We start from the raw sequence: 14490 nt of genomic DNA, 5'->3' as shown, positions 1-14490 counted from the left end.
TTATGATCAATATTATTTTAGCGGTTGTGATCGCTATTTTGTGCGTTTTAATATTTAAAAACAGTAAAAAGGCCAAACAACAGGCGATTGCTAATGCGCAAATTGAAAGCGACTATTTAGTGGCAAACGCTAAAGTAGATGGTGTATTAGAAACTGCATCTGGCCTGCAATATAAAGTATTACACAAAGGAGAAAACAGCAACACACCTAGCCCAACAAGTATGGTCAATGTGCATTACCACGGTACGCTCATCGACGGTACTGTGTTTGATAGCTCAGTAGAGCGCAAGTCACCTATTAGCTTTGGTTTACACCAAGTAATTAAAGGGTGGACCGAGGGGTTACAGTTAATGAGCCCGGGAGATAAATTTCAGTTTTATATACCGCATCAGTTGGCTTATGGCGAAAAGCGGGTAGGGAGCATTCCACCAGCATCACTGCTTATTTTTGAAGTAGAATTGCTTGCAATAGAGTCGTAAAGTTACTGTGTTTGCTCACTTTTAACCGATTAAAAGTGAGCATGACGTACTAACCTGCAAATTCAATGTGTGCTATTTCAAGCTTAAATTTTCCCGCCTGTTTTCCTGCAATCATAAAACCAAGTTGTCTAATATCACTAAAATCAATCACTGGTTGCTGGGTTAGCGTGCGACCACGAAAAGTAAGCGTAAAATCGCTTGGGGTAAAATTAATGTTAGTCCATTCATTTTCTATTGTTTTAAATGAGTGTGTATACGCAGGTCCATCAAGGTAGTTGGATGTACGCAGCCTTAGTTGATACGTTTGACCGTCACCTTTAACACGTAAATTAATAGTATTTGCGTTTTGGCCCTGTGTATTGAGCTCAGTGCGGATAGAAGCAAACCCTCCGTTATTTTTAAGCGATACATTACCTTCAAATACCAATGCCTCTTTTGTATGGCTTACTTGGCTATTAGACACGCCCCCCATGACCGAATCGTTTACAACGTACCAACGCTGATTGGCGTTAACCTCTGCGCTTAGCGGCAAAGTATTAAATATAAAAAGAGAGGCTAATTGTTTAGTGGTCATTGGGGTTGCTCCTAAAGGCTTTGATTAACTAATACGATCACACATATAAATTGTTCACTTAACCTAAACTAATTTATTAATAACGCGCAGGGCTTGCTGGCTTTTAAGGATAAAATATGTGAAATCTAGGGTTATTTAGTCACTGCGCAAAGTTTGTAACCTAGTGGACTAAATAAAAATCGAGTAAAGCTTCTGCGTCCCGCTTACCCTTTTACCTTCACCTTGAAGGCAACAAACAGTAAATAGCGCTTGTTTGAATTAGCTTGAGCAAAAAATAAAAAGCGCGTAAGTTAAACGCGTTACCTATTTTAATAACAAGAATTAAAATGAAAGCAAAAGAAATAGAACAATTAGAATTATCTAAAACCGAAACTAGAGAAGTCATTACCCCTTATGCATTTAAGGTTGATAACGCTCTGTTAGGCATACCTCTAGCAACACCTCTTAAACGAGCTTTAGCAATAGTAATAGATGTTGCCCTAATATTTGTAGCTGCAAAGCTTAGCGCCACCTTAATTGCGTTTGTTGCTGCTATGGCTTTTTATAAAGGCACTGCGCAGCAATATCTTCCTAAAATGTCGAGTGTATGGCGAAGAATATTAAAAATAATGGCGGCGAGTATTTTATTTGTAAGCGCTCTTGCAGTGCTTTCAATTGGCATAGACTACTTAGAAGACGATAACAGTGAAATCGCCTCAGTTATTCAAGGTGTAAAAATAGAAGACGAAATACAGCTTACTGAGTCAGAAAAACACCGTGTAAATGCCTATTTAATTGAAGTAGTAGGCGAGAGCTGTGAGCAGTCTTGCCAACAAAATGCGCTTGATAATTTGATAGGACAAGTACCCAAGTTAGCAGAAATGGACGACCTTCAAAGCCCACAACTTGCTAGAGCACTTTTACAATTATTAGTACTCAGTGAAAATAACGAAATAAAGCCTGCACAGTTAATAGAAGAAAAACCTGCGCAAACAACTACAAACAGTATTTTGCAGTGGGGTAAAGGTATTATCCAAGACTTAGGCTTAGGTTTTGGGTGGGCTGCTGTTTATTTTACGCTATTTTCTTTACTTTGGCGTGGCCAAACTCCCGGTAAGAAGGTGTGCAATATACGTGTTGTTGCCTTAAATGGCGAACCACTTGGTTTGCTTGATTGCTTTGGCCGCTACGGTGGTTATGGCGCGGGTTTTGCCACTGGGTTGCTAGGCTTTTTACAAGTATATTGGGACCCAAATAGGCAAGCCATTCAAGATAAAATATCAGCGACTGTGGTTATTCAAGGTAGCGTAAAGCAAATTGTGAATATAGAAACAGTAGAAGAAACCGTAAAAGCTAAATAATTAATAGTTATAGGAACGCTAGTGAAGTTTTTAATGTTGACGATTATCACTTTATTTTTTGCAATCAGTGCAAGTGCTTCCGAGTCGGTTGTGTTAGCAAAGAATAACCATATTGAGTCTCGAATTTTAAAAGAGAGGCGATTTTATAGCGTTTACTTACCACCTAGTTATAGCCAAAATACTGATAAAACATACCCTGTAGTTTACTTACTTGATGGTGATAGCACACATTTAAAAGCAGTTGCAGGGCTGGTGGAAGCGTTAAGTACAGAGCGTTTAGAGCAGCAAATACAGCAAGCAATTATTGTAGCTATTCCTAGCAGCCAAAATGCAATAAGAGAGCGCGACTTTACCCCAACCAATGTTGACTGGACGTTTAACGGAAAATTATTAGAAAGGTTTGAAAATATCGGCAATGCCGCAAACTACAGTGCATTTTTTGAAAAAGAACTTATTCCACATATTAATAAAAATTATCGCACATCAACTAAACGGGTATTAATTGGTGAGTCTTTTGGTGGCTTGTTTGCAAGTTACGTACTGTTGACTAATCACACATTATTTACAGATTACTTAATAATTGATGCTACCTACATTTGGGATAATAATTATTTAAACCGTTATTTTAAAAATAACCAACTTGAAAACAAACAGATGTCAGGAGATGTGTATTTTACCTTTGCGAATAACGCAACAGTATTTGGTGATATAGGTAAAACAAATTATCAGTGGGGATTGGCGTTTGCAGATAAATTAAGGAATCACCCAAGTAAAAAATTAACAGTGAAACAGCGTTATTTTGAAAACGAAACACACGGTACCGTTGCAGCACTTAGCTGGTATTATGGATTGAGAAAATTACTTCAACAATCAGTTGTAATTGAGAATCGATAAAAACTATAAATTAAAGCCCAATAACTAGCTAAAGTTTTAGTTAATTGTTGGGCGATCGAAGACTATTTTACTATTGTATTTAACAAGACAATAGGAGTTAAAATATGCTTAAGTATTTGCTCATATTTATCGTTATCAGTTAAGTCAGGGGCATGTAGATCTAGGCCAACCTCATGAAAATTATTTTTTTCAACGTCATTATAATATTGTAAGGCGATACTAATTGCAGGCCTGAATTCGACTGAGTCTCTTGATCTTGTCAATACGTGCTGCTCAACACCATTCCAAGTTGCAGTGCCATCTACTATTTTAATTGAATTTTCTTTTGGGTGGATAACCAGCAAATTGCCAATATTTGGATACGTTTGCTTAATGCTGTTAAACGTAAATTGTATAGCTGCTTGCACTCGTTCTGATTCGAGTTTGCCTGTTTTTGTGTTAAAAGCACCGCCTTGTTCAATAATAAAGTTATCAAACATGGGTTGAACTTTAGGGTTTAGGTTAGTTAAGTTATATTTTTTTGAAAAGTTAATTACGTTATTATCAAATGCTTCTCTATAGAGTGCTTTGTTACCGGTATTGGCTGTTGGTAACCATATATAGGCTAGGTTACTATGTGTTGCCGGTTTAGCGATTGTAATTCCATTCGCTATCACTTTAGGGTCGCTATTGTATTGAAATAGTTTGCAACCGACTAAATTGAGTAAAACGATGATGACAACCATGTGTTTAATCATTTTTTCGTCTTCCAAGTGTCGATTGTTTTTAATGCGAACTGTAAAGCACTATCCAATTTTGCAGGGTCTTTAAATAATTTATCGGCATCTTTCACAATAATTTCTTCATCACTGTTAAATTGTGCCACTAACTCAATACCTCCAGAGCCCATAGTTAAGAGTGTGTCTTTCTCATCTCTAATTCTGATATACACTCTGCTTCCTGGCACATAACCTTGTTCGTTTTGAAATAACGATACGAATATATCACCCCCATCGGCACCACCTTCAAGGTAAGACTCTTCTTGGCCATACCACTTGGCTACGTGGCCTAATAAAATACTGTTTGTAAAATGTGCGCGTACAGTATCAACACCTGCAAACACAAAAGCATTTACACCGAGGTTTGTTTTTGTAGTGGCAAGCGCTTCTTTCCAGAGTTCATTACGTAGGTTTTCATTTGCTTGTCCTGTAAGCGGGTCGTATAAGTTCTCAGCGTTATCTAATAATTGATTAAATACCGTATAAACTTCGCTGGCGTCTACTACTTTAAAACCACGCGCTTCAAGTGCTTTTTTTATTGGCGCTTTATAATGGTTTTTTAATTGTTTTTCAAAATAAGTGAGATCTTCTTCAACATAAAAACCGCCAAATCCAAGTACCTGATAATTTGCTTTTAGTTGTCCCGTATTCATGTAGTTTGGTGAGGATTTACATCCACTTAATATGACAAGGATAATAATAGTAAAAATATATCTCATAAAAACTCCTGAAAATTAAAGTAATTTGATACCAATTTTAGCGAACGATGTAAGGGTAAGTTGCCTATATTCACTTCCACCAACTTGTGAGCGCCAATTGATTGTTGTTTTTTTATTATTCAAACTGCTATCAGTATAAAAAATTAAGTATTTGGCTTCCTCTGGTAGAGTAAATTGAGTTTTGTAATATAGGTTACCAGCTAAATCTAATGTTGTTGGTAAACCATTTTCCCACGCCTCATAAGGTTTAAGGTGTTTTATAACCTGCTTTGATTTATCTAACAGTATTAACTCAGGGTAAACAAGCGTTGCTGTTTGAACAAATGCGCCATTGGCGTAACTAAAAACTTGAGCGAAGCGACTATTATTTGGTTTTTCAATTGCAATGAATGGGCTTTTGGCTTCATTAAAAATTCTAATAGGCTGGTTTTTCAAATCAAAAGAGGTCAGCTTGTTTATTTGCTGTGTTGCAAATGCAATGTCGCTTAAGTTGGTACAGCAGGCGGGATTACTTTTTAGCCTTGATAGGTCACTTTTAGCTGAATTAGCGCAGCCAAACAATAATATGACTAAGGTTGCTATGCTTATTACTTTTTTCATAAATATTTTAATTATTATTAGTATATTGATAGTAACTAATATGAAATAAGACTAAAACACATAAATTTATAATATGTAACTCAATGTAAATAAAATTAAATATGAATTGTTCACACAAGTTTATTCTCTAATTTGACCCATAAATATTGAGTACTTTTAGTTTTTAAATCGCATTAGAGTCCCACCAATCCCCAATAACGTCACAATTCCCCATACAAACACATTGCCATATTGGCTATACACACTATTACCTTGTATCAATTTTACATCGGCTTTTAATACAGCGGCTTCAAACTGTGGCATGGTTTGTTGTGTATTGCTTAGCGGGTCGTATACGGCGCTTACACCGTTGTTGGTAACACGTACCAGCGGGCGTTGTAACTCAAGGGCACGCATGCGGGCAATTTGCATGTGTTGCAATGGCCCAATTGATTGACCAAACCACGCGTCGTTACTGACAGTAAATAATATATCTGAGTTAGTTTTATAATTGCCGCGTACTAAATCGGCAAATACTATTTCGAAGCAAATAGCAGGGAGCAGATTAAAGCCATTGGCGCGCAAGTTATTTTGTATTCTGTCGCCACGCGTAAACGACGACATAGGTAAATCAAACAAAGGCGCGATTGGGCGCAGAATATCTTGAAACGGTACAAATTCTCCAATCGGCAGTAACTGGTGTTTTTGATAGCGGTTTTTACCTAGGTATTCATAATGGCCGTGCTCGTCGCTGCGCTCTTTGTTACCCAGCACTATAAGTGTATTAAATATGGTTTTAGTATCGATTTGGTAGTCAACAATGCCCGTAATAAGGGCGGTTTCATTAAATGAGGCTGCGCTATCTAGCCCAGCTAAGTAGCTGTCGGCAAGGGCTTCTATTTCAGGAACTGCGGCTTCAGGCCAAACAATTAAATCAGCATCCCAATGTGGGCGAGTCATATCTTGGTATTTGCTCATGGTGGTCCAAAACTCGCTCGGCTCAAAGCGAAGGTGCTGCTTTATATTGCCTTGTACTAGTAAAGTCGACATTGATTTACCTGAGTACTCAACGGTGTTTGTTGCACGCGAACCAATACACAAAACAGTAAATACAGAAAGCGTAACCAGCGGGGTCTTTATGTCTTTTTGTGTTATCCGGTACAGTGCAAAGCCAATGGCAATACATACTAAAGTCAATCCAAATTCACCAATGTAAGGGGCCAGTATATTTAATGGTCCATCGGTTTGGGTATACCCAAAACTTAACCACGGAAACCCGGTAAGGACCACCCCCCGTAAATATTCACTAAGAGCAAAAAAGCTAATAAGCAGCAAACCAAAGCTATTTGGGCTGGTGGCAAAACGAGTTGTTAAGTAGAGCGCTAAGGCGGGATAAAGCGCTAAGTAGCCGCACAATAGTGCCATTAACGAAAAAGAGGCTACAAGCGGCATACCGCCAAAGGTAGCTATAGACACATGTACCCAACTAATACCTGCACCAAACCAGCCTAAACCAAATATAAAACCATATTTAGCGGCATTCTTCGCATGGGCTTTTCCGGTATTGTTTGGATTAATACAAAAAATGACAGCTGCAATACTAATAAATGCAATTGGCCAAATTTCAAAAGGGGAGTAGCTAAAAGTTAAAATAAGGCCCGCAATAAATGCGAGCCATGATTTTATATCTTTTGCTAATAGGGTCAGTCTAGTTAGCAGTTTCTTCACTGTCGGTGTCATCAGCCTTAGGAACGGTGACTTGCAGTTGCAAGATACGACGATTGTCGGCATTGGTTACTTTAAATTGGTAACCATCTATGTCTATTGTTTCACCACGGCTAGGCATATGGCCAAATGCATGTAAAACGGTGCCACCAATAGTGTCGGCTTCTTCTGTGCTATATCCTGTGCTGAAGTGCTCGTTAAAGTCATCTACTGGCGTTAAGGCCTGAACAACATGAACGTGTTTTGCAAGTTGACGAATATCTTGTTGTTCTTCTTCTTCGTCGTGCTCATCTTCTATTTCCCCAACAATGGTTTCAAGAATATCTTCAATTGTAACGAGTCCCGATACACCGCCGTATTCATCAATAACGACAGCCATATGATAGCGTTGCTGACGAAATTCATTAAGCAGAGTGTCAACACGTTTGCTCTCAGGTACGACCATGGCAGGGCGTAAGTAATCGCGTATTGAAGGTAAATGCTCGTCTTTATTTAAGATAAGCGGGAGCAAATCTTTAGCAAGTAAAAAACCTTCTACGTGATCTTTGTCTTCAATCACCACAGGGAAACGTGAGTGAGTTGAGTCAACCATCATGGGTATTAGCTCTTCAAGCGGGCTGTCGATCTCAAGAGTGACCATTTGTGAGCGCGGGATCATTATGTCTCGCACTTTAAGCTCAGATACACTAAGCACACCTTCAATCATTTCTTTTGTTTCTGGATCGATTACGTCTCGTTCTTGCGCATCGGCAATCACTTCGACCAGCTCTTCTCTATTCTGGGGTTCCCCTTGCAGCATTTGGGTTATTCTACCCAACCACGTTTTGCCAGAAGAACCCTGGCTAGATTGCGAGTTACCGTCGCTCATTGCGTCTAATTGCTCCGTTAATTTAAATTTCGTCCCGGTATGGGTCTGCTATATTTAGTTCTGCAAGTAATTGCTTTTCTATGCTTTCCATTTGCAAAGCGTCTTCACTCTTTATATGGTCAAATCCAAGTAAATGCAAGCACCCATGAATGACCATGTGGGCAAAGTGGTCATGAAATGACTTCTCTTGCTCCACTGCTTCAGCCAATACAATGGCTGGGCAAATAACTAAGTCACCAACAAGGGGAAGCTCTATTCCTTGTGGCGCTTCAAATTCAAACGACAATACATTAGTAGGTTTGTTTTTACCCCGGTAGTCGTTATTAAGCTGTTGTGATTGCGCTTCGTCGCTAATTACTATGGTGAGTTCTGACTCATCACGATATTGGCTTAACGCTTTATCAGCCCATAATGCAAATTGGGCTTCACTAGGGAGGTTGTCAAACTCACAGGCTATTTGTAAATCAAGTTCGGTTGTCAAAGTATTACTCTTTAGTAGTAGAGTTAAGTTGAGCAGCTAGCTCGTCTTTTGCTTTTTGCTTTTCAATTCGCTTCAAGCGCTCGCTCTCATCGTTACGCTCATATGCTTCAACAATGCGCGCAACAACAGGGTGGCGCACTACATCGTGTGCTTTGAAGTAGTTAAAACTAATTTCATCTACGCTATCGAGCACTTCTATAGCATGGCGTAGGCCAGAGCGTGTACCGCGCGGTAAATCAACTTGGGTTATATCACCAGTGATCACCGCCTTTGAATTAAACCCTATACGGGTTAAAAACATTTTCATTTGTTCTGCTGTGGTATTTTGACTTTCATCTAAAATAATAAACGCATCGTTTAATGTACGACCACGCATATAAGCAAGGGGTGCAACTTCAATGATGTTTTTTTCTATTAGCTTTTCGACTTTTTCAAAACCGAGCATCTCGAATAGCGCATCGTAAAGCGGGCGCAGGTATGGGTCAATTTTTTGGCTTAAGTCACCAGGTAAAAAACCAAGCTTTTCACCAGCTTCTACAGCGGGGCGCGTTAACAAAATACGACGAATTTCTTGTCGCTCAAGGGCATCAACTGCGGCAGCTACTGCTAGATAGGTTTTACCTGTACCAGCAGGGCCTATACCAAAAGTAATGTCGTGGTTTAATATATTGGCAACGTAAAGGCCTTGGTTGTCGTTTCGCGGCTTAATAACACCACGGCGGGTTTTTATAACCATTTCTTTGCCGTATGCACTGCTTGAAGCATCTTGCTCTAGGGCTTTAGATTCGGTAATTGCCAAGTGAACATTATCGGGTTCTATTTCACCAATAACACCGCGTACAGGTTGAGTATCAACATATAGATTTTTTAAGATTTCGACCGCAGAGGCACTATTGAGTAGTTTTCCCGTTACTTTAAAAAAGTTGTCACGGTGAATAATTTCAACAGCTAGGCGGCGTTCAATTTGTTTGATGTTTTCGTCAAACGGGCCACATAAAGAAGATAGGCGTTTGTTATCGGCAGGTTCTAAATAAATCTCTAATGTTTTTAACTGATTACTCAAAATTGCTTCCTATAGAACGGCGCCAGTATTTACTGGCGCTAGGTATATTGACTAAGGAACGAAAGTAGCTACGCCAATTTCGTTAACAGTCTCTGGTTTTGGCTCACTGCTTGCTGCTTTGGTTAAAATAGCTGATGGAGCGATATCGCGTCGTAAGTTCATTTCTGATTCTGTACGAATTAAGTCACCACGTAAAGAGTTAGGCAGTGCTTCAGTGATACGTACATCAACGAACTGGCCGATCACCGAATGTGGACCAACAAAGTTAACAACACGGTTATTTTCGGTACGACCGCGTAATTCCATTGGATTCTTTTTCGATGGGCCTTCAACCAAAATACGCTGTTCTGTATCGAACATTTGGCGGCTAATATGCTGTGCCATTTGTGTAATACGGTTCTGTAACAGGTATAAGCGTTCTTTTTTCTCTTGCTCAGTTACGTCGTCTGGTAAGTCGGCCGCAGGCGTACCAGGGCGTGCGCTGTAAATAAAGCTAAAGCTCATATCAAACCCAATATCGTTGATAAGGTTCATCGTGGCTTCAAAATCAGCTTTACTCTCACCCGGGAACCCGATGATGAAATCTGACGACATGCTTAAGTTAGGGCGAATTTTACGCAGCTTTCTAATTGTTGATTTGTATTCAAGTGCTGTATGGCCGCGTTTCATTAGGTTTAGTATACGGTCAGAGCCACTTTGTACTGGTAAATGTAAATGATCTACAAGCTCTGGTACGTCAGCATATGCATCAATAATATCTGGTGTAAACTCTACTGGATGCGATGTGGTATAACGAATACGGTCAATACCATCAATTGCAGCAATTAATCGAATTAAATCTGAGAAGTAGCAAATGTCGCCATCGTGAGTATCACCACGGTATGCGTTTACATTTTGCCCCAATAGATTTACTTCACGCACGCCTTGCTCTGCAAGTTGTGCCACTTCAAGGAGTACGTCATCAACTGGGCGGCTAACTTCTTCGCCACGGGTATAAGGTACAACACAAAAGGTACAATACTTAGAACACCCTTCCATTATTGATACAAACGCAGAAGGGCCCTCGGCTTTTGGCTCGGGTAAGCGGTCAAACTTTTCAATTTCTGGGAACGAAATATCAACAACTGACGAACCTTTATTACCTTGCACTTGCTTAATCATTTCAGGTAAACGGTGCAGTGTTTGTGGGCCAAAAATAACATCTACAAATGGAGCTCGCTGGCGAATAGAATCACCTTCTTGAGAGGCAACACAGCCACCTACACCAATAATTAGCTCAGGCTTGTCGTCTTTTAACAACTTCCAACGGCCTAATTGGTGAAATACTTTTTCTTGTGCTTTTTCACGAATTGAACAGGTGTTAAGTAAGATTACGTCGGCATCTGTTGCATCTTCAGTTAGCTGGTAGCCATTGGTGGCATCTAAAAGTTCAGCCATTTTCTGAGAGTCGTATTCGTTCATCTGACAACCCCAGGTTTTGATATGCAGCTTTTTGCTCATTGAAATTTAGCCTCGTGTTCAATTCGATAATGGCACAAATATGTGCTTGAAACAGAATTAAGGAGCAAGCTTGCTCACTTAAAGGACGCGTATTTTAGCTGGATACCCGCCCAGATCCAAGTATAGTTTTCATGTTTGTGATCTCAAATCAAACTCAGACGAGTTTAATAGCTTGATAGTTATATACTCTCGCACTATAGCGGCGAGTTACGGTACAATTAAAATAGATTAACGTATTAACAAAATGATGATAAACATGACTCAAAATAATGTGATAGTGGTTGGCGGCGGCATGGTTGGTGCGGCAATGGCAATAAAGTTAGCACAACAGGGAAAGTCAGTGCGCATTATCGAAAAACACCTAATCGATCCGCCTCATGTTTTGAGTAATGACAACGTTGATATAAGAGTATCGGCTATTAATCGTTTTTCTGAAAAGTTACTCGATGGTTTAGGGGCTATGCCCATTTTAAGAAGAGGCCGGATTGCGCCATACCAACAGTTAGAAGCTTTTGAACGCGGCGACGATAAATTGTTATTTGATTGCGCCGACATTAATACCACGCATTTGGGCCACTTAATCGAAAACAGTTTAATACAAGCCAGTTTATGGATGCAGTTTGAGCAATACGATATTGAAGTCATCGAGCAAAAACAGGTTGTTAGTAAAATTGAACAAAATGCCGATTCGATTACCTTGGTATATGGCGAGCAACGTTATACCGCAAGCTTAGTGGTTGCAGCCGATGGCGGACAATCACAATTACGAACTAAAGCAAATATTGGTGTAACCGGTTGGCAGTACCAGCAGCAATGTATGGGCGTACTTATTAAATTGGACGCACCTCAACAAATAAAGACATGGCAGCAATTTACGCCATCAGGCCCGTTGGCTTTTTTACCTATGCAAGCACCATACGCTAATTTAATTTGGTATGACGATGCCAACACATTAAACACATTTAAAGGATTAGATGGAGCACAATTAAAAAGTCATATTTTGGCTAAGTTCCCTGGCCTTGTAGGCGATTTTGAAGTGCAAAGTCATGCTGTGTTTCCAATTACTCGTCAACATGCTAATAATTATTCTTATGGTCGTTTGGTGTTAGTAGGCGATGCTGCGCACACTATTAATCCATTGGCTGGGCAGGGCGTTAACTTGGGTTTCCAGGACGTGGTCGCCTTAGCCACTATATTAAATGATGCAACCGACGTCGGATGCGCGTTAAAGCTGCAAGAGTACGAACGCACTCGCCGAAAAGCTAACTTATTAATGATGAGTATGATGGATGCCTGCTATTTTGGTTTTTCAAACCAAATAGCCCCACTAAAATGGGCGCGTAGCCAATTTTTAAAAATGGCTAACAATACTGGGGTGGTAAAAAACTGGGTATTAAAGTACGCAATTAGCGGTGAATTTAGCTAAGAATATGCGTTTACATTTAAGATATGCATTTTACTCATTAAACCAATTTGTAATCCTTTGACTATTCAGCCCTTAAAATGAGAGCTTAAAAGTTATTTTAAAGCTCTTAATCCTAATTTTATTTCCCTTTTACGTATATTTGCCATACTCAAGCAATAAGAAGTCTTTAGTTTGAGGGCCTATGGAAAGTTTATTAATTGTAATCTTATTTGGTATTTTACTTTTAGGTTTTAGCATTCAGCCAATAATAACAATATGCAAAAAGACTAAAAATATGGCATGGAGTTTACTTCTTGCTTTAGTTGTCTTATTTATTTTTGGGTATTGTTGGATATTACATTATTTTGCAAATAACACTTTAGATAACTTGGTCTTAATTAGTATCTCACTCATTTTATTAGGAGGGGGTATTTTTGTATTTCTAATAATGCGCCTCAGCTTAAAAAGTATTTTAGAAATAGAAAAGTCTGAAAATCATCAACGATTCCTAGCAGAGCATGACAGCTTAACAAGCCTCCCTAATCGCAAGTGTTTTTTTAATCTATTGATTCAGCATATTAATAATGAGCAACCATTTAGTTTATTTTTATTTGATTTAAGTAATTTTAAACGTGTAAATGAGCTCTACGGTAATAGCTTAGGAGATGAATTGTTGTGCATATTCTCCAAAACGTTAAATCTAAATTTATTAAACATAGGTGAACTGCACCGAATTGGCGGTGATGAATTTGCGTTAATTTTAGATTCAGCAAATGAGCAAGATATTTATGATTGTATAGAAGTCATAAAGGGCTCTGTTGAAGAGCCTTTTTTCATTAATGCGCAAAAAGTATGGTTAAAGCTAAAAGTCGGCGTTAGCTCATATCCTCAAGATGCGTTTTATGCCAATGAGTTATTTAAAAATGCAGATTTAGCTTTACTTGAAGCTAAAAGCACACAGCAATTATTTGTTAATTATTTTGAAGGATTGAGTGAAAGGGCTGATAACTTTATTGATATGACTACAAAAATAAAAAACGCCCTTATAAACCATGAATTTGAGCTTTATTTTCAGCCAATATTTTGCACTCGTTTTGACGAAATACATGGTGCAGAAGTATTAATTAGGTGGCCCCAACAAGACGGTTCGTTTATTACTCCTGATCAATTTATTAAAGTGGCAGAGCGTACGGGGATGATTCTTAATATCACTCAATGGGTTGTAATTGAAACAATAAAAAATTTACAGCGTTTAAAATCGTTAGGTTTTACTGGCACCATGCACGTAAATTTATCAACACGAGACCTTGAAAGTGAGAGCTTTGTGCAGTTTATAGAAGAGCTCCTTAAAGAGGACCCTACGTTAAGTAACTACATTGTTTTTGAAATTACAGAAGGTGCAATGATGACTGACTTGGAGGCCGCTCGTGCAATGATGTACAAGCTTAACCGTCGTGGATTTGAATTTAGTGTAGATGACTTTGGTACCGGGTTTTCTTCCTTATCTTTACTGCGAGAGCTACCTATAAATCAAATTAAAGTAGATCGGTCTTTCATTAATAATATGCTTACTAAAATAGCTGATTATGCAATTGTAGAATCGACGTTATTTTTAGCACATAGGCTCAATTGTAATGTGGTTGCAGAAGGTATAGAAACGAAAGAGTTACAAGAAGCACTTAAATCAATGAATTGTGAATTTCTTCAAGGCTATTACTTTAGCAAGCCACTACCTTTAGAGCGTTTTATAGAAAAATACTTAAACAAAGACGCTAAAGCGTAATGTAGTTATAGCAATGCGCCATAAAATTTAAGAGACTAAACTTGATGTTAGTAGTATTGAGATTTTTAATAAAACGACTAAGTAACTAAATTGTCACTATGAATCGGCAGTATTGTGATTCACAGAAGAAAATTATAAAACGTAATATTTTATCAATCAGCTTCAGCACAATTGAATTACGGTATGTTTAGCGACTAATCTTGAACTATGGAATTAGTAAATAATTGGATGATTTTTACAGAAAATTACTTTTTTACTGATGGAATTGGTTATAAATAATAACATGGAAGAGAAATAGAAAATTGGCTGGGATACCAGGATT

The 14490-nt window shown here is 38.6% G+C and carries 14 protein-coding genes; 5 read left to right on the top strand and 9 right to left on the bottom strand.

Annotation, left to right across the window (positions count from 1 at the left end):
- Positions 1-2 precede the first annotated feature (2 nt).
- Positions 3-479 carry a BamJ family beta-barrel-assembly machinery protein gene (gene bamJ / locus CWB65_RS08960; protein WP_010555997.1) on the top strand — a complete coding sequence of 159 codons (477 nt, stop codon included), beginning with the start codon at positions 3-5 and terminating at the stop codon, positions 477-479.
- Between the two features lie 49 nt (positions 480-528).
- Here bamJ and CWB65_RS08955 read toward each other — a convergent pair whose 3' ends face one another.
- Positions 529-1053, bottom strand: a complete 525-nt coding sequence (locus CWB65_RS08955; RefSeq protein WP_138740435.1) for a CIA30 family protein — start codon at positions 1051-1053, stop codon at positions 529-531.
- Between the two features lie 326 nt (positions 1054-1379).
- On the opposite strand from CWB65_RS08955, the gene CWB65_RS08950 reads away from it, so the two are divergent.
- Together CWB65_RS08950 and CWB65_RS08945 are read left to right on the top strand one after the other, a co-directional pair.
- Entirely contained in the window at positions 1380-2393 is a 1014-nt protein-coding gene (locus CWB65_RS08950) for an RDD family protein (RefSeq protein WP_138740434.1), read from the top strand.
- A gap of 33 nt (positions 2394-2426) precedes the next feature.
- Positions 2427-3287 carry an alpha/beta hydrolase gene (locus CWB65_RS08945; protein ID WP_423811172.1) on the top strand — a complete coding sequence of 287 codons (861 nt, stop codon included), beginning with the start codon at positions 2427-2429 and terminating at the stop codon, positions 3285-3287.
- A 62-nt stretch (positions 3288-3349) separates the two neighbouring features.
- Here CWB65_RS08945 and CWB65_RS08940 read toward each other — a convergent pair whose 3' ends face one another.
- From CWB65_RS08940 to miaB, 8 genes are all read right to left on the bottom strand, one after another.
- The gene (locus CWB65_RS08940) at positions 3350-4024 is read right to left on the bottom strand and encodes a hypothetical protein (RefSeq protein WP_138740432.1); all 675 of its coding nucleotides are present in this window, start codon (positions 4022-4024) and stop codon (positions 3350-3352) included.
- The gene (locus CWB65_RS08935) at positions 4021-4764 is read right to left on the bottom strand and encodes a hypothetical protein (protein WP_235420593.1); all 744 of its coding nucleotides are present in this window, start codon (positions 4762-4764) and stop codon (positions 4021-4023) included. The genes CWB65_RS08940 and CWB65_RS08935 overlap by 4 nt, the downstream gene beginning before the upstream one ends.
- A gap of 15 nt (positions 4765-4779) precedes the next feature.
- A complete protein-coding gene (locus CWB65_RS08930; RefSeq protein ID WP_039036654.1) occupies positions 4780-5364 on the bottom strand; it encodes a MalM family protein in 585 nt (194 codons plus the stop codon).
- A gap of 156 nt (positions 5365-5520) precedes the next feature.
- Positions 5521-7071, bottom strand: a complete 1551-nt coding sequence (gene lnt / locus CWB65_RS08925) for an apolipoprotein N-acyltransferase (RefSeq protein ID WP_138740431.1) — start codon at positions 7069-7071, stop codon at positions 5521-5523.
- Positions 7052-7936: a CNNM family magnesium/cobalt transport protein CorC gene (corC, locus tag CWB65_RS08920; protein WP_006793412.1), complete on the bottom strand. Its 885-nt coding sequence runs from the start codon at positions 7934-7936 to the stop codon at positions 7052-7054. The genes lnt and corC overlap by 20 nt, the downstream gene beginning before the upstream one ends.
- A 22-nt stretch (positions 7937-7958) precedes the next feature.
- The gene (gene ybeY / locus CWB65_RS08915) at positions 7959-8417 is read right to left on the bottom strand and encodes an rRNA maturation RNase YbeY (RefSeq protein ID WP_138740430.1); all 459 of its coding nucleotides are present in this window, start codon (positions 8415-8417) and stop codon (positions 7959-7961) included.
- A 4-nt stretch (positions 8418-8421) separates the two neighbouring features.
- The gene (locus CWB65_RS08910) at positions 8422-9480 is read right to left on the bottom strand and encodes a PhoH family protein (RefSeq protein WP_006793414.1); all 1059 of its coding nucleotides are present in this window, start codon (positions 9478-9480) and stop codon (positions 8422-8424) included.
- A gap of 51 nt (positions 9481-9531) precedes the next feature.
- On the bottom strand, positions 9532-10980 hold the full coding sequence (miaB, locus tag CWB65_RS08905) for a tRNA (N6-isopentenyl adenosine(37)-C2)-methylthiotransferase MiaB (RefSeq protein WP_010556002.1): 1449 nt from the start codon (positions 10978-10980) through the stop codon (positions 9532-9534).
- Between the two features lie 256 nt (positions 10981-11236).
- Here miaB and CWB65_RS08900 point away from each other — a divergent pair, with 256 nt between their 5' ends.
- Both CWB65_RS08900 and CWB65_RS08895 read left to right on the top strand, forming a co-directional pair.
- Positions 11237-12406 carry an FAD-dependent monooxygenase gene (locus CWB65_RS08900; RefSeq protein WP_249365029.1) on the top strand — a complete coding sequence of 390 codons (1170 nt, stop codon included), beginning with the start codon at positions 11237-11239 and terminating at the stop codon, positions 12404-12406.
- 427 nt (positions 12407-12833) lie between these two features.
- Complete coding sequence (locus tag CWB65_RS08895) at positions 12834-14168, top strand: putative bifunctional diguanylate cyclase/phosphodiesterase (protein WP_249365028.1); 1335 nt, start codon at positions 12834-12836, stop codon at positions 14166-14168.
- Positions 14169-14490 lie beyond the last annotated feature (322 nt).

This window comes from Pseudoalteromonas sp. S554, from assembly GCF_005930865.1.
GTDB lineage: Bacteria > Pseudomonadota > Gammaproteobacteria > Enterobacterales > Alteromonadaceae > Pseudoalteromonas > Pseudoalteromonas marina.
This window is presented reverse-complemented; position numbering and strand designations above follow the sequence as displayed.

What these genes read in the sequence shown, in the direction of transcription:
- bamJ (WP_010555997.1), top strand. Translation starts at nt 3, where the DNA reads ATGATCAATATTATTTTAGCGGTTGTGATCGCTATTTTGTGCGTTTTA.
- CWB65_RS08955 (WP_138740435.1), bottom strand. Translation starts at nt 1,053, where the DNA reads ATGACCACTAAACAATTAGCCTCTCTTTTTATATTTAATACTTTGCCG.
- CWB65_RS08950 (WP_138740434.1), top strand. Translation starts at nt 1,380, where the DNA reads ATGAAAGCAAAAGAAATAGAACAATTAGAATTATCTAAAACCGAAACT.
- CWB65_RS08945 (WP_423811172.1), top strand. Translation starts at nt 2,427, where the DNA reads ATGTTGACGATTATCACTTTATTTTTTGCAATCAGTGCAAGTGCTTCC.
- CWB65_RS08940 (WP_138740432.1), bottom strand. Translation starts at nt 4,024, where the DNA reads ATGATTAAACACATGGTTGTCATCATCGTTTTACTCAATTTAGTCGGT.
- CWB65_RS08935 (WP_235420593.1), bottom strand. Translation starts at nt 4,764, where the DNA reads ATGAGATATATTTTTACTATTATTATCCTTGTCATATTAAGTGGATGT.
- CWB65_RS08930 (WP_039036654.1), bottom strand. Translation starts at nt 5,364, where the DNA reads ATGAAAAAAGTAATAAGCATAGCAACCTTAGTCATATTATTGTTTGGC.
- corC (WP_006793412.1), bottom strand. Translation starts at nt 7,936, where the DNA reads ATGAGCGACGGTAACTCGCAATCTAGCCAGGGTTCTTCTGGCAAAACG.
- miaB (WP_010556002.1), bottom strand. Translation starts at nt 10,980, where the DNA reads ATGAGCAAAAAGCTGCATATCAAAACCTGGGGTTGTCAGATGAACGAA.
- CWB65_RS08900 (WP_249365029.1), top strand. Translation starts at nt 11,237, where the DNA reads ATGACTCAAAATAATGTGATAGTGGTTGGCGGCGGCATGGTTGGTGCG.
- CWB65_RS08895 (WP_249365028.1), top strand. Translation starts at nt 12,834, where the DNA reads ATGCGCCTCAGCTTAAAAAGTATTTTAGAAATAGAAAAGTCTGAAAAT.